This is a genomic window from Eoetvoesiella caeni (assembly GCF_003315175.1).
In the GTDB taxonomy this organism is placed as follows: Bacteria; Pseudomonadota; Gammaproteobacteria; order Burkholderiales; family Burkholderiaceae_B; genus Eoetvoesia; species Eoetvoesia caeni.
Window position 1 is genome coordinate 576,767 of sequence record NZ_QNRQ01000002.1, and the last position, 17,201, is coordinate 593,967.

Consider the following 17,201-nt stretch of genomic DNA (forward strand, 5'->3'; position numbering starts at 1 on the left):
TATGTCAGACTTGATTGAAGTGCGCAATGTGTTGACCCAGGTGGAGACGATTTATCACGAGTTCGGTCCGCAAGGCCCCAGGCCGCTTATTCGCGGCGCTGTTGCTGCGGTGCTCAAGAACCCCTACGCTGGCCGCTATGAGCCCGATATCCTGCCCATGATGGAGCACCTTAACGAGGTTGGCCTGGAAATGGCGCACAAGCTGCTGGCCGCCATGCAAGTGCAGGCCGACGATATCGAAAGCTACGGCAAGGGTTCCATCGTGGGCGGCGCGGGCGAGCTCGAGCACGGCGCCTTGTGGCATGTTCCGGGCGGCTACGCCATGCGTGAATTGCTGGGCTGGAAGGGCGACCGCAATAGCTACAAGCAGGGCCAGGGCAGCGCCCAGAAAGGACTGGAAATGGGCCGCGCCTTGTCCATCGTGCCCTCGACCAAGAAAGTCGGCGCGCCGGGCACCAAGCTGGACGTACCCCTGACCCACGTAACGGCAAGCTACGTCCGCGGCCACTTCGACGCCATCGAAGTGTATGTGCCGGGCGCCCCTGCGGCCGACGAGCTGGTGTTTATCCTGGCCATGACCACAGGCGCGCGCATCCACGAGCGCGTCGGCGGCCTAAAGCCCGAACAAATCAGCAAGTTCGACGGCCTGCGTTAAGCCGGGCCGGTGTGCCGTTCGGGCGATCCATGCATCCGCATCCGCCCGCCCAACAGCGCACTAAACTGCAGCATAAACTTGAATAAATTGGAGAGCATCATGAAAGCAAAAATTCGCAAGCTGGTTGTAGTGGTAGACGAGACCCGCATTGAAATGCAGAAGGACGTGACCCCGGCCACGCGCCGGGCCGTGGCCATGGCCGTTATCGAGAATCCGTTTGCAGGCAAGTATGTCGAAGACCTGGCCGAGCTGTCGGCCATCGGCGAAGAACTGGGCGGCCTGCTGGGCGAGAAGTGCGTACAGGCTTTGGGCATCGAGCCCGGCCAGGCGCAAAGCTACGGCAAGGGCGCTATAGTGGGCGAGGCCGGCGAACTGGAACACGCTGCCGCCGTGCTGCATCCCAAGCTTGGCGCACCCTTGCGCAAGGCTGTGGAAAAGGGCGCGGCCCTGGTGCCTTCGGCCAAGAAGATGGGCGGTATCGGCGCAGCACTTGATGTGCCGCTGGGCCACAAGGATGCCGCCTTCGTGCGCAGCCACTTCGATGCCATCGAGGCACGCGTTTCCGATGCGCCGCGCGCCAACGAAATTGTCGTGGCCGTGGCGGTGACGGATTCCGGCCGGCCCCTGCCGCGCATCGGCGGGCTCAAGCTTAGCGAAATCAAGGGCGAAGACGGCTTGCGTTAAGCCGGCTTGAAAAGGAGATAGCCATGTCAGTATCTGTAGCAGAAGGCAAGTCGGGCAAGGTCGTTATCAAGAATGTCGGGCTGATGCTGTCCGGCGATCTGGACGCCCCCATACTCGATGCCGACACCATAGTCGTGAACGATGGCCGCATTGCCGCCATCGGCCGCTATAAGGATTGCGACACCGAAGGCGCGAACAGCGTCATCGATTGCCGCGGCACCACGGTAACGCCGGGCCTGATCGACTCGCACGTCCATCCGGTTGCAGGCGACTGGACGCCGCGCCAGAACCAGCTAAGCTGGATCGAGTCTTCGCTTAACGGCGGAGTGACCACCATGATTTCCGCGGGCGAGGTGCACTACCCCGGCCGCCCCAAGGACATCCTTGGCCTGAAGGCGCTGGCCATTACTTCGCAACGGGCGTTCGACAACTTCCGCCCGGGCGGCGTCAAGGTCCACGCCGGCGCGCCCGTCATTGAAAAAGGCATGGTCGAGTCCGACTTCAAGGAGCTGGCCGAATCCGGCGTCAAGCTGCTGGGCGAAATCGGGTTGGGCAGCGTCAAGGCGGGTGACGAAGCCCGGCAGATGGTGGCCTGGGCGCGCAAATACGGCATCCAAAGCACGATTCACACGGGCGGCCCGTCGATCCCGGGCTCCGGCCTGATCGACAAAGACGTCGTCCTGGAGGCCGACGCCGACATCATCGGCCACATCAACGGCGGCCACACTTCGCTGCCGTACAAGCAGGTGTGCGAACTATGCGAACGCTCCACGCGCGGCATTGAAATCGTGCACAACGGCAACCAACGCATTGCAATCCTGACGGCACGGCATGCGCACGAACTCAAGTGCCTGCATCGAGTCATTCTGGGCACCGACGGCCCGGCTGGTTCGGGCGTGCAGCCGCTGGGCATTTTGCGCATGGTGGCGCAGCTTTCAAGCCTGGCCGACATTCCCGCTGAAATCGCCTTCTGTTTTGCCACCGGCAATACCGCGCGCATGCGCGACCTGGACTGCGGCTTGATCGAAGTAGGACGTTCGGCCGACTTTGTCTTCATGGATCGCGCCCAGCATACCGCGGGATCGAACCTGCTTGAAAGCGTGCAACTGGGCGACTTGCCCGGCGTGGGCATGGTCATGATCGACGGTATTGTGCGCTGCCAACGCAGCCGCAACACGCCGCCCGCCACCCAAGTTCCGGTCATCGAACATTAAGCCTGGAGGCACAAGGCATGGCAGCAGCATTGCAAGGCGTGACAGTATTGGACCTGTCGCGTATTTTGGCCGGACCCTGGTCAACCCAGAACCTGGCCGACCTGGGCGCCGACGTCATCAAGGTTGAACGCCCGGGACAAGGCGACGATACGCGCAGTTGGGGCCCTCCCTTCGTGCAGGGCACGGATCCATCCACCAAGGATGCGGCGTATTTCTTCTGCTGCAACCGGGGCAAACGTTCGGTTACGCTGGATTTCACGATAGAGCAAGGCCGTGAAGTGCTGATTGAACTGGTTCGCAAGGCCGATGTGCTGGTCGAGAACTACAAGGTGGGCGGGCTGAAGAAATACGGGCTGGACTACGACACTTTGTCGAAGATCAACCCCAAGCTCATCTATTGTTCGATTACCGGCTTTGGCCAGACGGGGCCGTATGCCGCGCGGCCCGGCTACGATGCTTTGGTCCAGGCCATGGGCGGCCTGATGAGCATAACCGGAGAGTCCGACAGCACGCCGGGCGGCGGCCCCCAGAAGGTAGGCGTGGCCGTGGTGGATGTGCTGACGGGGCTGTATGCGACATCCGCCATCCTGGCTGCGCTTTATCATCGCACGCAATCGGGCCAGGGGCAGTATATCGACATCGCCCTGCTGGACGTACAAGTGGCTGCGCTGGCCAACCAGGCCAGCAACTATGTGTTGGGCGGCCAAGTGCCCCAGCGTATCGGCAGCGCGCATCCGTCCATCGTGCCGTATCAGCCCTTTGCCTGTGCCGACGGCCACGTCATGCTTGCCATCGGCAACGATACGCAATTCGCGGCATTCTGCCGCGCGGCGGACTGCGAAGGCCTGGCGCAGGACGAACGCTTCCGCAACAACGCGCTAAGGGTGCAGCACCGCGAGGCGCTGGTCGACATACTGCATGAAAGAATGGGCTTGAAGACCGTGGACCAGTGGTGCCAGTTGGCCACCGACAACGGCTTTCCCTGCGGGCCCATCAACACCATCGACCGCGTGTTCGCCGACCCCCAGGTCCAGGCGCGCGAGCTGCGCGTCAGCGTCCCTTCCGAAGGCTACGGCACGGTCGACCTGGTCGCCAGCCCCATGCGTTTTTCCGGTACGCCCATCAGCTACGACATGGCTCCGCCATTGTTGGGCGAGCATACAGAAGCTGTGCTGGCCGAGTTGGGGCTGGACGAGAAGGCCGTTGCGAATTTACGCAGCGCGAAGGCGATTTGAACGCATCGGCTTTGCAAGCGCCTTGTTCCGCAGCCTTTTGGCCTACTTCAGAACCGACTTGAGCAGCAGGTCGCTGATGTAGGCGGCCCAGGTGTCGATGTTTTTCTGGTCCATGAGGTCGGTGTTCAGGAAGGCCGAGAACGTATAGCGGTTGGACACGTAAAAGTAGCCTAGCGAGGTCATGGCCATGTACAGATTCTCGCAGTCGACGTCGTCGCGAAACACGCCTGCTTCGGCGCCGCGTTGAATGACCTCTTTAAGTATTCCGATGGCCGGCCGGGCGTACTGGTCGGCCGTTTTCGACTTGGAAATGTGCTTGCCCTTTTGCAGGTTTTCGTTGCCCAGCAGAACGATGATTTCAGGGTTTGCGAGGTAGTAGCGAAAGGGGAATTCAATAATCTTTTTCAGCGAGCCGATCGGGTCGTCCATGTCCAGCTGGAGTTTTTTCTCGGCTTCGAAGATGTCGCGATACGAAGCTTCCAGCACTTCCACAAAAAGCTTTTCCTTGCTGCCGAAGTAATAATAAATAAGGCTGTCGTACGATTTGGCCGCTTTCGAGATTTTGTCGACGCGGGCGCCTTCGTATCCGTCTTTGGAAAAAATTTTCTTGGCCGCCCGCAGGATATTGCTGCGGGTGGTCTTGGCTGAGCGCGGGCGCGACTTTTTAGCGGCGGCTGGTGCGTCGACGCCGGTATCTGCGGTGTCGTCGGTGGTTTCAGCCAGATCGGGGGAAGCCAGGGTATCGTCGTGTTGGATAGTCATAGTTCGCTGGTTTTCTCGTAATAAACAAAAACAACATTCGGTTGAAAGCGCCGCCGGCGTGCTGTTTGGCTGCTTTGCACGGTGTTGCTGCTATTGGAGATTGGGGTTTTCCCTTGGGTTGGAAGGGAATCGCCACAAGTCGGCCAAAGGCTTGCAAACACAGCGAAAAATAAATTTGCTTCTTGGTTCCGGTTCAGTATACTATACCTATTAATGTAGTGAGTACTACATAAAATTAATAGTTCGGATTTACGGCGTTTGCAAAATTTGCGACGTGTGGCTTAAAGGAGCGGGTGGCTAATATGGAAACAATCAAGACGGATGTCGTCATCATCGGGGCGGGCCCCTGCGGTTTGTTTGCGGTATTCGAACTGGGCCTGCTCGACCTTAAATGCCATGTGGTCGACGTGCTGGACAAGCCGGGCGGCCAGTGTGCCGAGTTCTATCCCGAAAAGCCCATTTACGATATTCCCGGCACGCCTTCGTGTACGGGCCAGGAACTGACCGACCGCCTGTTGCAGCAGATCCGCCCGTTCGACCCGGTATTCCATTTCGGTGAAATGGTGGCCTCGGTAGAAAAGCTTGAAAACGGCAATTGGCGCTTGCGCACGGACCAGGACAAAGAATTCGAGGCGCCGGTCATCGTTATCGCGGCCGGCGGCGGCAGCTTCATGCCCAAGAAGGTCACGGTTCCAAACGCGGCGGAATTCGAAGGCAAGTCGCTTTTCTATGCCGTGCGCAAAATGGAGAACTTTCGCGACAAGAAACTGCTGATCGTGGGCGGCGGCGATTCGGCCCTGGACTGGACGCTGAACTTGCATCCATTGGCCAAGTCGACAACCCTGGTGCATCGGCGCCAGGATTTTCGCGCTGCGCCCGATTCGGTCAACAAGGCCCTGAGCCTGGTCGAACAAGGCGACATGTCGTTCGTGGCCGGCAATCTAAGCCAGTTGCATGGCGAGAACGGCCAGTTGGAAGCGGTCACCATCAAGCACACGGAAGGCGGCGCTGAAACCGTACACGAATGCGACAACCTGCTGGTGTTCTACGGCCTGACCATGAAGCTGGGGCCGATTGCCGACTTTGGCTTGAACCTGCACGAGAACCGGATTGTCGTCGATACCGAAAAGTTCGAGACCAGCGTACCGGGCATTTTTGCGATCGGCGACATCAATTGGTACCCCGGCAAGCTCAAGCTTATTTTGTCGGGCTTTCACGAGTCGGCGCTGATGGCGCAACAAGCCAAGCGCATTGCACATCCTGGCCAGAAAATATTGTTCCAGTACACCACGACTTCGTCGGCCCTGGTCAGCAAATTAGGAGCTGCAGCATGAAGATCAACGTAATCGATCGCGACGGCACGTTGCACGAATTGGATGCTACGCCGGGCTGGAAAGTCATGGAAGTCATCCGCGAGGCCGGCCTGGATATCAAGGCCGAATGCGGCGGCTGTTGTGTGTGTTCGACCTGTCATGTGTATGTCGACGATGCATGGGTCGACCGCCTGCCGGGCCGCCAGGACGAAGAAGATGAAGTGCTGGACGACGCATGCGAATTGAAAGAAACGTCGCGCTTGTCGTGCCAGCTGTTGATGGCCGAAGAACTGGACGGCCTGACCGTCACGTTAGCCCCCGAGTGGGCTTGAACCAAGAATCGGAGAGTGGAAATGTCGAATTACGTACTCAATACATGGTACCCATTGGCGTGGTCGCGCGATATCAACAACAGCTTGCACAAGCGCCGTATTGTCGGGAAAGATCTGGTGCTGTACCGCAATAGTGCAGGCAATGTCGTGGCGCATGTGGACATGTGCCCGCACCGCATGCTGCCGCTTTCGCAGGGCAAGCTCAAGGGCGACGTGCTGGAGTGCGGCTACCATGGCATGCAGTTCGACTGCTCGGGCAAATGCGTGCGCGTACCGGGACAGGACATTATTCCTTCCAATGCCGTGGTCGCCACATATCCCACGCACGAAAACATGGGGCTGGTATGGATATGGATGGGCGATCCCGCGCTTGCGGATACGTCCAAGGTATACGACTTGCCGCAGTACCATGACGCCAACTGGAGCTCGGTGGAAGGCGACGCCTTGGAAATCGGTTGCCATTATCTGAACCTGGCCGATAACCTGTGCGATCCCGCCCATGTGAACTTCGTGCACCTGACGACGCTGGGTTCTTCGGCCGGCGAAGATGTGCCTGTGCATCATGAAAAGCAGGAAGGCAAGCTCATTACCTGGCGCTGGATCAACGATGCGCCGGCCATTCCTCTGTTCCAGAAGTTCGGCAACTTCAAGGGCAATGTCGACCGCTGGCACTATTACCATTACCATGCGCCCAGCATTGCGGTCATTGACTTCGGCAGTGCCTTGACCGGCACGGGCGCTCCGGAAGGCAATCGTGACGACTGCATTCAAATCTACGCCTGTCACTTCATGACGCCGGTCGACGAGGACACCACTATCGACCATTGGTTGCATGTGAAGAATTTCAAGGCATCCGAAGAGACCAACAAGGCGCTCTCGGCAGAGTTCCGCTCTGCCTTCCAGGAAGACAAGGTCATACTTGAAGCCATTCATCAGAACGAGCGCAAGTACCCAGAACATCGACCCATCAAGCTGGCCATCGACGCTTCGCCCACGCGCATGCGCAAGATGGTGCAAGGCATGATCGAGGCCGAGAAGGCGCCGGCCAAGGAAGCAGTCGCGGCCTAAGGCTGTGCCGGATCAAGGACTCCAGCCGAAGGGCTGGAGTTTTTTCATCAGCATCCAGGAAAGCCCTTGGCGTGCTGTCGAGTTATTGAAGCAATGGAAGCAAGCATGAACGATGATTTTCCCTTTTTGCTGGGGTGCAATGGGCGCGGAGCGCAACTGTCTTCGCCCGGCAAGCCGGTGTCGCTGGAAGAGGCCTCCATCGACGAGCAGTTTCGCATGGTCAAGGAGTCGGGCGTATTCGATTATTTCGACCGGATCCCGTTGCGCGAGAATTTCGCCGAGTACGAGCGCGCCATGCAAAAGTACGACCTGCCCGTGCATACCGCAAGCTGGTTTTATATGCTTGGCCGCGACGAAGCCTTGATGTACGACAATCTTGAAATTTGCCGTGATGTCGGGGCCAAGTGCCACAACATCATGACCTTTACGCATCATGCCGACGGCCACGTGTTGACCGACGATGAAATCGTGGCGCATTACCTGGATGTATACGAACACGGCATGAAGCTGGGCGTTGAGCCTTCGTTCGAGCTGCATGTGAATATGTGGACCGAGAACATGGCGCGCGTCACGCCCATTGCGCAGCGTATTGCGGGGCAAGGCGTGCCGTTCAACTACACCATGGACTACAGCCATGTGAACTTCAAGATCGGCAATCCCGAGGAGCAGAATCTTTCCGAGTGCCGCCAGGCCGTCGAGTCGGGCGCTATGGTGCTTGATCCGTTCGAAGAGGGCTCGTTGTGCGACGAGTGGCTGAATCTTGGCATAGTCAAATGGATACAGTTGCGCACTGTAGGTCCGAACCAGCCCAAGAATCTTTGGGTCAAGAATGACGACGGCTCTTATGCGCGCGGCATTCAGTACCCCATCGTGCGGCCCAAGCCCGGCGAGTGGCATTCCGATTGGCACGCCTACATGCTTGAGCCGTCCAAAGAGGCCATACGCAAATCCTTGCGCTATCATGCAACGCACAAAGACAGCCCGTTGCGCTACATCACCACCGAAATGATCAATCTGCCCGATTACGGCCTGGGCGCCAAATACAATTTGTTCGAGCAGAACGTCGAGGCGGCCAAATTCATTCGCAAGGCCTGGAAAGAAACCAAGGCCTTGCACGCCGCTGGCTTGCTGTAGTAGAAGCCGAGATCCTCAGCGTGCCGGCCGGGTAGCCGGCTGGTGCGCAATGGTTGCTTGAGGCGGCCTATATGGGCCGCTTTCTCATTCTTCGCGCAGCAGTTCGCCCAGTTCGCGCACCGCTTGTTCGCGGCGCGGGCTGGCTTGGAACTGGGTCGATAGGGTGGACCACTCGGGTTGGCTACGGGCTTCGATCAAGGGTTCAGGCAGCCGGCCTTTGCGCAGGCGCGCTTGCGTGGCGGCAAGGGGAGTTTGTGGGGCGGACTCCGGCGTGGGGTCTTGGCCGGGACGGTCCGTGCCTGGTTCCAGGACGGCAGGCTCGAGGCTTATAGGGCTTTGCGCGGCATGGCCGCGCCTTTCGAGTGCGCGCGCCAGGTCTATTTGGCGCAAGGCCAGCAGGCACAGCACGGCGTCGTCGACGCTGATTTCCTGGTAGCCCTTGAGCAGCCCCACGACACGCTTGCCGTAGCGGTCGGCGCCCTGCCACAGGCCTCCGGCCGCCGCGCCTATCAGGGCTGCCGCACCCAGGCTCAGGCCCGCGGTAAACAAGTCGACGGTAGCGCCGGCCATGGCTCCGGCGGCCATGCCTTTGCCCAGGTGCAGGCCGGCGTCCTTCAAGGCTTGTGGATGAAACAAGTCCATGCCCCAGCGCTCGCCCTCAAGGGGCAGGGTGTGGCGCGGGAAATCCTGGGCATTGAATTTATAGCGTTTCAGCAAGGCCCGTACGCAGGCATTTTCGCGTTCGCTGATTTTGGCGCGCAAGGCTTGCGTGGCCTGGACCAAGGACGTCTCGTCGGGGGCACTGCTAAGGCGCAGGGCGGCGGCGTCGACCAGCAGCTCGGCAATCAGCCGGGCGGCATCGGCGCGGCGTATGGCGCGTTGCCGTGCGACATCTTCTTTCAGATTTTGCAGGACGGGTGCGCGCGCATCCAGAAGCAGCGCCAGCTTGTCATAGAGCTGGGCTTCGCCGTCCAGGGCCGGTGCAACGGTATCGAACTCGACCATGGCGTGCAGGTTCAGGCGCGCCAGGGCTTCGCGCCATGAGTCGGTGCGCTGCTGGGGGCTGTGCGTGAAGTTGAGCACAGGCAGCAGCGGCCGCCCGCAACTGGCCAGGATTGCCAATTCGTCCTTGTGCTTGCCAAGAATCGGGTCGCGTACATCGACGACATACAGGCCGGCATCGCATTCGAGCAGCTTGGCCAGGACCCTGGCCTCTTGTTCGAAGCGGTGCGCGCTTTCTGGCGTGCCCAAGAAACGGCGGATGCGCTCGGGACCGTCCAGGCGCTCGGCGCGTTGCGCCAGCTGATCCAGATAATCCATCAGCCCGATGCCGTCTTCCATGCCGGGGGTGTCGAACAGTTCTACGGCGGTATGGCCGTCGCTAAGCAGGCGGGCGCCTTCCACATGGCGCGTGGTTCCGGGGCTGTCCATGACCTGGCCAAAACTGCGGTCGCGTGTCAGTGTGCGCAGCAAAGAGGTTTTGCCGGTGTTGGTATGGCCGACGACTGCCAGCCGCAGAGGAGGGGCGCTTGCGTCAATCATGGGTGCCGTCCATGGTCAGCCACGCTATGGCTGTTGTTGGGTCGGTATGGATGTCCGAGGCGGCAATGCCGGCCGTTACAAGGCGCTGCACCCAGGCGGCGCTGCGCGGATCGGTGTGCTCGCCGCCCGGGGGCAGCAACAGGATGCGGGTGCCCGCGCTATGGCCGGCGGCTTCGGCGATGAAGCCAATGGCGCCGCGGTCGGGCGTTTGGCGCCGGTCGCACGCTATCAGCAGTTTGCGGGGAGGATGCGTGAACAAGAGGTCAAGCAAGCTCTTGCGCTGCGCGCCGGTGTCGATAAGGCCCAGGTCGTGCGCAGGCGGCAACAGCGGCCGCGGCGGCCAGGGCAGGTCGGCGGGCAGTTCCAGGCCCGCGGCCAGGCATTGCCCGGTTTGACCGTCCTTGAGCCCTGGCGCGCCGTGCTTGCGGATGCTGGCCTGGTAATCGTCTCCGGCGGGCGCGTCGACGCCCATTTTTTCGCTTGAAGGTTGCAGGCGTTCGCGCAGGTCGGCGTAGCCGGGCAGGCTTGTATCGAGCGTGGTGGCGGCAATTTTGCGGCGTGCAATGACAAAGCAAAGCGCAAAGCAGGCCAGCCGGGGGATCAGTCCATAGACGACTACGCAGCCCAGCAGCCAGCTGGACCACAGCGTCTGGGCGGATTCGGGCAGGACATGCAAGCCGTTGCTGAGCCGCACGATGGTTTCGTCGGGCATGGTAAATCCCAGCAGGCCCGGCAGCCAGCCCAGGGCTTGCGTCATGGAGACGAAGGTGTCGGCCGACAATAAAGTGGTTTCCCAATTGAAGCCGTAGCGTCGGGCCGACAAGAGAGCCACCAGGCCCGTTATGGCGCTGAGCAGCGCAACGGTCCACAGCCCATGGCTGGTTGCGGCCAGGACCCAGCGCAGGCTGCCATTGCGGTCCAGCAGTCCCGAGAGCGCGCGCGGAGCCAGGGCGCTGTCGGGGCCGCGCGCCAGTTTTTTCGTCAGCCAAAGCCAGGCCTGTCCAAGCCAGGTGCCTGCGTGCCGGCCTTGAAGGGCAAAGCTGAACAGCCAAAGCACAAAAGTAATGGCGTGCAGCCCCAGCAAGGCGGCCAGGGCCAGCAGCAGGTTGACCGGCCGGCTGCCATCGCCCAGAGCGCCCTGCGAAGCCGCCGCCCCCGCCAACAGAGTGACGAGCAGCATGGCCACCAGTGTCAGCCGGGCAATGCGGCGCCAATGGCCCAGGGTGTCTTCTATGCCTTCACGCTTTGCAAGCAGGGCGGCGCGCAGCAGGACTTTTTGCGTGAATCCCGTGCCTTGGGTGCGCGCCTGGCGCACTTCGCGGCTGTCTTCCAGCGGACCCCAATGGGCTTCGCGCAGGCGCACGAACTCTGCCGTCCAGTAACTATTGAATGACGAGCCGTTGCTTATGCTGGGGGTATGCGCTCGGCGGGCCGATGAAATCAAGTTGGCAGGACCGGACACTAGGACTGGCTGGATTCAACGGGACTGTGCACGGCCTTGGGCTTGAACCATTGGTCCAGCTTGTCGTGGGCTTGCGCCTTGACCTCGGGTGTAATGTAGATGGCGACGGTTGCAAGCGCGGCCGCCAGGACGCCAAGGTCGTCGGTGTAGCCGATCAGCGGCGCCAGGTCGGGAATGGCGTCCAGCGGGAAAATGAAATAGCCCAGCGCGCCGTAGATGACGCGTTTGGCCCAGGCCGGCGTGCTGCTGCTTTGGGCCGCATAGTACAGGCATAGGGCTTTTTCAAGGAGCTCGCGGCCGAACGAACGGACTCGCGGCTCTAGCTTGCCCCAGAAGCGCGCCGGGCTGTACATGCTGCGGTATTTAGTATTGATCATGCTGTGATGGAACCTCGTTGCGATCCAGGATCTTATTGTAGTGAAGAACTCCATCTATGACGGCATGGGAAAGAACCGCCGCGCTTGCCGCCATGATGCAGGGCGCAGCGTGGCGGCGGGTTGTTTGCCGCGGCCGGCCTTGGCGGGCCAGCGCGCTTTGTTCAGGACCGGCTGGCGCCAGTTCAGGTTTTTTTGGCAATCAATCCGTAAATGAACAAAACAATAATGGCCCCGACTATGGAGCCTATCCAGCCGGCGCCTTGCCCCGGAGCATACAAGCCGACAGCGGCGCCGAGGTAGCCCGCGACCACTGAACCGATAATGCCGAGGATGACGGTGAGGATAATACCGAGCTTTTGGTCTCCCGGCATGATGGCGCGAGCGATCAAGCCAACAATGAATCCAACGACGATCATGCTGATAATACCCATGCGATTTGCTCCTGGTTGGTAAAACGGATGCGCCTGGTAACGCTGCTTATCGGCTACTGCCATGTTCCGATACTGCCAATAATAGGGAGGTCGGACAGGGGCGTCCAGCTTGTGCGGCCAAAATTGGTATCTGAATATTTCACGTCTGTTGGTGTTTCAACTAGTTGACTTACCAACCTTCTGGTCGTAGACTTTTTGGCAAGCAAGCTTATCGCGGCTGTACTGTCCCGCGGCAAGTTTGTACAACAAGTCCAAAATCAGGAGACAAAATGAAAGCACTGCGCTTGGGCGTTGCCGCCCTCATGGCCGCGTCGATTTCCGGCTACGCCATCGCCGACCCAGTTAAAGTGGGCATAATCGCGCCATTTTCCGGGCCATTTGCCCATTACGGAAAACTCTTCAAAGACGGCGCCGAATCGTATCTTGCCACGCAGAACGGCAAATTCGGCGGCCACGATATCCAGATCGTCTACCGCGACAGCGGCGGACCGAATCCCGGCGCGGTGAAAACCGCGGCGCAAGAGCTGATAGTCAACGACAAGGTCGACTACCTGGGCGGCCTGGTGTTCACGCCCAATGCCATGGCCGTGGCCCCGCTGATACAGCAGTCCAAGACTCCTACCGTCATTTTCAATGCGGCCACTTCTGTCATTACGACCAAGTCCGACTACTTCGTGCGCACGTCATATACCTTATGGCAAGACACCGTGCCGCTGGCCAATTGGGCGCATAAAAAAGGCCTGACCAAGGTGGTTACCGCCGTGACCGACTACGCGCCGGGCGTGGACGCCGAAAAAGCCTTTACCGCGGCTTTCACCAAGGCGGGCGGTACAGTGGTTGAAAGCATACGCATGCCGCTAAGCACCAATGACTTCAGCCCATACGCGCAACGCATCAAGAATAGCGGTGCACAGGCCGTCTATGTGTTCCTGCCGGGCGGTCCTCCCAACCTGGGCTTCGTCAATGCCTACAACCAGAACGGCCTGCGCGCAGCCGGCGTCGAGTTCCTGGGTACGGCTGAAACCGACGAATTCGATCTGCAGAAGTTCGGCGATGCGGCGGTTGGGTTGATGACATCCTTCCATTATTCGGCGGCCCACGATTCCGACGCCAACCGTGCGTTCGAAGCGGCCATGAAGAAGCAGGCCCCTGATGCGCTGCGCAACTACGCTTCCATTGGCGCTTTCGACGGCATGCGGGTCATCCAGAAGATGGTCGAGGCCACCGACGGCAAGAAGGACGGCGCCAAAGCCATGGCCGCCATCAAGGGATTCGCCTGGGAAAGCCCGCGCGGCCCGGTCTCGATCGACCCCAAGACGCGCCATATTACGCAAAACGTCTACCTGCGCAAGGTTGAAAAAGGCAGCGACGGCGTGCTGATCAACAAGGAAATCGAGAACTTCGGCCCCCAAGGCGACCACGGACTGGAGTAAATATGAGTTCAAGGCAAAAGGCATCCCCTTGCGGGGCAGCGTGGGGGCAACTTTTGCCGCCGGGCCGCCCCCAGGCAAAAGCGCCCCCCTGGGGGGCAGCAAGCCGCATAGCGGGGCAGCGTGGGGGCAACTTTTGCCGCCGGGCCGCCCCAAGGCAAAAGGCGCCCCCTCGGGGGGCAGCAAGCCGCGCAGCGGCGCAGCGTGGGGGCATTTTTCATGTTGCAACTGAGTAATATTTTGATAGACGGAATCGTCTACGGGATGGTGTTGTTCGTCATCTCCGTAGGCCTTTCCGTCACCATGGGCCTGATGCGCTTCATCAACCTGGCCCATGGCGCTTTCGCGATGGCGGGCGGCTATATTGCCGCCTGGCTTATCCGGGAAGCGGATGTGCCGTTTTTCGGCGGCGTCGTGGTGGCGATTGCCGCCACCATGCTGCTGGCGGCGCTGCTTGAAGTCTTTGTATTCCGCTTCCTGTATGCCAAAACAGAATTGCAGCAGGTTCTATTCACAATCGGCTTCACCTTCGCTTCCATTGCCTTGGCCAATTTTCTGGCCGGCGCCTATATCCAGCAAATTCCCTTGCCTGGCTGGCTGCATGGTTCTATTACCTTGGGTGGGCGCACCTTGCCTACACAAAGAGTGATGGTCGTGGTCATGGGGCTGGCGGTAGTGTTGCTGCTTTGGGTGATCATCGCCAAGACGCGGTTCGGCATATGGCTGCGCGCTTCGGTCGACAACGCTTCCATGTCGTCGTCGCTGGGCATCAATATCCGTGTTGTGCAATGCGCGACCTTTGCTTTCGGCGCCGGGCTGGCCGCGCTGGGCGGTGTGCTGGGCGCGGAGCTTATGCCGCTTGAACCTTATTATCCCCTGAAGTATTTGGTGTTGATGCTGGTTGTCGTGTCGGTGGGCGGGCTGGGCAGTGTCTCGGGCACATTGTGCGCCGCCTTGCTGCTTGGCATTGTCGATACCGCCGGCAAATACCTGGCTTCCGGATTCGGCAGCTTCTTCTTTTATGTGGCAATGATTGCATTGCTGGCGTTACGCCCTCACGGCATTTTGCGGAGACGATGATGCAATTGTCCCAAGCTTCTTTGCGCGCTGGGCGCCGCACCTATATTCCATGGCAAGGCTATCTGGCCGCGCTGGTCCTGATATTCGCACTGTATTGGTTGTTTCCGGGCAATCTGCTGATGCTGACCCGGATCGCAACAATCGCCATCTTGGTGATGTCGCTGGACCTTGTAACCGGCTACGCCGGATTGCCTACGCTGGGGCACGCGGCCATGTACGGCATGGGCGCTTATGCGGCGGCGCTGTGCGCCAAGTTCCTTACCGGCGATCCGCTGGCCGGCCTGGTGGTCGCGGCGGGCGCGGGCGCTTTGCTGGCGTTGGTGGCAGGCTCGTTCCTGGTGCGATACCAGGGGCTGGCCTTCTTAATGCTGACGATTGCCGTGGTGCAGATCATGCAAAGCATCGCCAGCAAGCTGCAATTCATTACCGGCGGCGACGATGGCCTGTCGGGGTTCGAGATCTCGCCGGTGTTCGGCCGATTCGAATTCGACATGTTCGGGGTGACAGGCTACTGGTACAGCATGATTCTGCTGCTGCTTTCCTTTGTGGTGTTGCGGCGCATTATGCATTCGCCCTTCGGCCTGTGCTGCATGGGCATACGCGAAAACCGCGACCGGATGAGCGCCAACGGCACCCGCATCTATCCGCATCTGCTTAAACTGTATGTGCTGGCCGGCACATTTGCGGGCCTGGCGGGCGGCATCTCGGCCCAGGTCAATCAAATCGTCGGCCTGGACAGCCTGGGGTTCGACTTGTCGGCCGAAGCCCTGGTCATGCTGGTGCTGGGCGGTTCGGGCAACCTCGTGGGGGCTATTGTGGGTACGGCGCTGTTTTCCAGCATTCATCATTTTGCGGCTATGGCCAATCCATTTCACTGGCTGTTCGTCATTGGCGGCTTGTTGATGGCCGTGGTGTTCCTGCCCAAGGGATTCATTGTCCTGCTGGCCCGGCGCTTGGGCGCGAATGCCCTGGCCATCTTCGGGAGACGCGCATGAGCGTTCTGCGTGTAGAGCATTTAAGCAAATCGTATGGCGGCCTTAAGGTCACGGACGATGTGTCCTTCGAGCTGCACCCGGGCGAACGCCTGGCCATTATCGGTCCCAACGGAGCTGGCAAGACCACGCTGGTCAGCCAGGTAGCCGGCGCCTTGCAGTCCGATCGAGGGCAAATCTTCCTTGGCCAGGACAACGTCACCGCATGGCCCGGCTACCGCCGTGTAGGCCGCGGCCTGGTGCGCACCTTCCAGATTTCCAAGCTGGCGCCCGAGATTTCGGTCATCGACCAGTTGGCCCTGGCCATCCACCAGCGCGATGGCAGCATAGGAAACATGTGGCGCCACAAGGATTCGTATCGCGATGTGCGCGATGAGGCCATGCAAATCCTGGAAGGCTTGCAACTGTCGCGTGCACAAGACCGCAAGCCTTCGGAAATGGCCTATGGCGATCAACGCTTGGTCGAAGTGGCGCTGGCGCTTGCCCTGAAGCCCAGGGTGCTGTTGCTGGACGAGCCCATGGCGGGCGTGCCCAAGTCCGAGGCGCAGCTTATCCTGGACGCGCTTGCGCGGCTGCCCGCCGACCTGGCCGTGGTTATTATCGAGCACGACATGGACCTGGTCTTTCGTTTTGCCCAGCGCATTCTTGTGCTGGCCAACGGCGCGGTATTGGCCGACGGCACGCCGGCGCAGATCCGCGGCAACGACGTCGTGCGCGCGGTTTATCTTGGCAAGGGAGGGCAGGCATGAGCGCGCTATTTGAACTATCGTCCGTCCAGGCCGGCTACGGCCCACTGACAGTGCTGCATGGCGTGTCGCTGCATATCGAGGCGGGTGAACGAGTCTGCCTTATCGGCCGCAACGGCGTGGGTAAGTCGACGACGCTCAAGACGATTATGGGCCTGACCGACCGGCGCGCCGGCAGCCTGTTTTGGAACGGCCGCGACATCAGCCGCAGCAGCACCGTTGCGCGTTCGCGCATGGGCATAGGCTATGTGCCGCAAACCCGCGATATTTTTCCTTCGCTTACGGTCGAAGAAAACTTGATTGCCGGCTTGCGCAATGGGCCTGCCAGCGCGATTGCGCGCGCCTACGAGCTTTTTCCCAGGCTGCAAGAGCGCCGCAACAACGGCGGGGCCGAGCTTTCCGGCGGCGAACAGCAAATGCTTTCGGTGGCACGCACACTGCTTGGCAAGCCGCAACTGCTGTTGCTGGACGAGCCGCTGGAGGGCTTGGCTCCCATCATTTGCGAAGAGCTGATGTCGGCTTTCGAGACTTTGAGCCGCGACGAGGGAGTGGCGGTTTTGCTGGTAGAACAGAAAGTGCAGGAAGCGCTTCATTTTGCCCAAAGGGCGGTGGTGCTGGATCACGGCGCAGTAGTGCACGAGGGGACGACCTCTGAACTGCTGGCCGATCCGGGCATCGTGGATCGTCATATAGCGGTGGCGCAGGCGCCGGCGCACAGTGACGCCTGAATTTTTTGCGGGAGAC

At 60.4% G+C, this 17,201-nt stretch carries 18 protein-coding genes; 13 read left to right on the forward strand and 5 right to left on the reverse strand.

All coding sequences use genetic code 11. The features are described from left to right. Window positions 1-10 precede the first annotated feature (10 nt). From DFR37_RS06335 to DFR37_RS06350, 4 genes are all read left to right on the forward strand, one after another. Complete coding sequence (locus tag DFR37_RS06335; protein WP_113932449.1) at window positions 11-655, forward strand: amino acid synthesis family protein; 645 nt, start codon at window positions 11-13, stop codon at window positions 653-655. A gap of 99 nt (window positions 656-754) precedes the next feature. Continuing rightward, complete coding sequence (locus DFR37_RS06340; protein ID WP_113932358.1) at window positions 755-1,339, forward strand: amino acid synthesis family protein; 585 nt, start codon at window positions 755-757, stop codon at window positions 1,337-1,339. Window positions 1,340-1,362: 23 nt separating this feature from the next. Next, entirely contained in the window at window positions 1,363-2,553 is a 1,191-nt protein-coding gene (locus DFR37_RS06345; protein ID WP_113932359.1) for an amidohydrolase family protein, read from the forward strand. Between the two features lie 17 nt (window positions 2,554-2,570). Continuing rightward, the gene (locus DFR37_RS06350) at window positions 2,571-3,788 is read left to right on the forward strand and encodes a CaiB/BaiF CoA transferase family protein (RefSeq protein ID WP_113932360.1); all 1,218 of its coding nucleotides are present in this window, start codon (window positions 2,571-2,573) and stop codon (window positions 3,786-3,788) included. Window positions 3,789-3,830: 42 nt separating this feature from the next. On the opposite strand, the gene DFR37_RS06355 is transcribed toward DFR37_RS06350, so the two are convergent. Continuing rightward, entirely contained in the window at window positions 3,831-4,550 is a 720-nt protein-coding gene (locus DFR37_RS06355; protein ID WP_113932361.1) for a TetR/AcrR family transcriptional regulator, read from the reverse strand. Window positions 4,551-4,852: 302 nt separating this feature from the next. Between DFR37_RS06355 and DFR37_RS06360 the strand changes: the two genes are divergently transcribed. The 4 genes from DFR37_RS06360 to DFR37_RS06375 all read left to right on the forward strand — a co-directional run bounded on the left by DFR37_RS06360 (window position 4,853) and on the right by DFR37_RS06375 (window position 8,397). Next, window positions 4,853-5,884, forward strand: a complete 1,032-nt coding sequence (locus tag DFR37_RS06360; protein WP_113932362.1) for an NAD(P)/FAD-dependent oxidoreductase — start codon at window positions 4,853-4,855, stop codon at window positions 5,882-5,884. Next, window positions 5,881-6,195 carry a 2Fe-2S iron-sulfur cluster-binding protein gene (locus DFR37_RS06365; RefSeq protein ID WP_180148029.1) on the forward strand — a complete coding sequence of 105 codons (315 nt, stop codon included), beginning with the start codon at window positions 5,881-5,883 and terminating at the stop codon, window positions 6,193-6,195. The genes DFR37_RS06360 and DFR37_RS06365 overlap by 4 nt, the downstream gene beginning before the upstream one ends. A gap of 21 nt (window positions 6,196-6,216) precedes the next feature. Continuing rightward, window positions 6,217-7,263, forward strand: a complete 1,047-nt coding sequence (locus DFR37_RS06370; RefSeq protein ID WP_113932363.1) for an aromatic ring-hydroxylating dioxygenase subunit alpha — start codon at window positions 6,217-6,219, stop codon at window positions 7,261-7,263. Window positions 7,264-7,368: 105 nt separating this feature from the next. Beyond that, on the forward strand, window positions 7,369-8,397 hold the full coding sequence (locus DFR37_RS06375; RefSeq protein WP_113932451.1) for a xylose isomerase: 1,029 nt from the start codon (window positions 7,369-7,371) through the stop codon (window positions 8,395-8,397). Window positions 8,398-8,481: 84 nt separating this feature from the next. Here DFR37_RS06375 and DFR37_RS06380 read toward each other — a convergent pair whose 3' ends face one another. The 4 genes from DFR37_RS06380 to DFR37_RS06395 all read right to left on the reverse strand — a co-directional run bounded on the left by DFR37_RS06380 (window position 8,482) and on the right by DFR37_RS06395 (window position 12,209). Continuing rightward, the gene (locus DFR37_RS06380) at window positions 8,482-9,939 is read right to left on the reverse strand and encodes a GTPase/DUF3482 domain-containing protein (RefSeq protein WP_113932364.1); all 1,458 of its coding nucleotides are present in this window, start codon (window positions 9,937-9,939) and stop codon (window positions 8,482-8,484) included. Beyond that, window positions 9,932-11,401, reverse strand: coding sequence for a DUF2868 domain-containing protein (locus DFR37_RS06385; RefSeq protein ID WP_242341721.1), 1,470 nt, complete (start codon window positions 11,399-11,401; stop codon window positions 9,932-9,934). Before DFR37_RS06385 ends, DFR37_RS06380 begins: the two co-directional genes overlap by 8 nt. Further along, window positions 11,401-11,778 carry a YkvA family protein gene (locus DFR37_RS06390; RefSeq protein WP_113932365.1) on the reverse strand — a complete coding sequence of 126 codons (378 nt, stop codon included), beginning with the start codon at window positions 11,776-11,778 and terminating at the stop codon, window positions 11,401-11,403. The genes DFR37_RS06385 and DFR37_RS06390 overlap by 1 nt, the downstream gene beginning before the upstream one ends. A 182-nt stretch (window positions 11,779-11,960) precedes the next feature. Next, window positions 11,961-12,209: a GlsB/YeaQ/YmgE family stress response membrane protein gene (locus tag DFR37_RS06395; RefSeq protein WP_113932366.1), complete on the reverse strand. Its 249-nt coding sequence runs from the start codon at window positions 12,207-12,209 to the stop codon at window positions 11,961-11,963. Between the two features lie 269 nt (window positions 12,210-12,478). Between DFR37_RS06395 and DFR37_RS06400 the strand changes: the two genes are divergently transcribed. The 5 genes from DFR37_RS06400 (at window position 12,479) to DFR37_RS06420 (ending at window position 17,185) form a co-directional block, all read left to right on the forward strand. Next, entirely contained in the window at window positions 12,479-13,642 is a 1,164-nt protein-coding gene (locus tag DFR37_RS06400) for an ABC transporter substrate-binding protein (RefSeq protein ID WP_113932367.1), read from the forward strand. A 216-nt stretch (window positions 13,643-13,858) separates the two neighbouring features. Then, window positions 13,859-14,719, forward strand: a complete 861-nt coding sequence (locus DFR37_RS06405) for a branched-chain amino acid ABC transporter permease (RefSeq protein ID WP_113932453.1) — start codon at window positions 13,859-13,861, stop codon at window positions 14,717-14,719. Then, a complete protein-coding gene (locus tag DFR37_RS06410; RefSeq protein WP_242341722.1) occupies window positions 14,719-15,714 on the forward strand; it encodes a branched-chain amino acid ABC transporter permease in 996 nt (331 codons plus the stop codon). The genes DFR37_RS06405 and DFR37_RS06410 overlap by 1 nt, the downstream gene beginning before the upstream one ends. Then, window positions 15,711-16,460 carry an ABC transporter ATP-binding protein gene (locus DFR37_RS06415; RefSeq protein ID WP_113932369.1) on the forward strand — a complete coding sequence of 250 codons (750 nt, stop codon included), beginning with the start codon at window positions 15,711-15,713 and terminating at the stop codon, window positions 16,458-16,460. Before DFR37_RS06410 ends, DFR37_RS06415 begins: the two co-directional genes overlap by 4 nt. After that, on the forward strand, window positions 16,457-17,185 hold the full coding sequence (locus DFR37_RS06420) for an ABC transporter ATP-binding protein (protein ID WP_113932370.1): 729 nt from the start codon (window positions 16,457-16,459) through the stop codon (window positions 17,183-17,185). The genes DFR37_RS06415 and DFR37_RS06420 overlap by 4 nt, the downstream gene beginning before the upstream one ends. The last annotated feature ends 16 nt before the right edge of the window (window positions 17,186-17,201 follow it).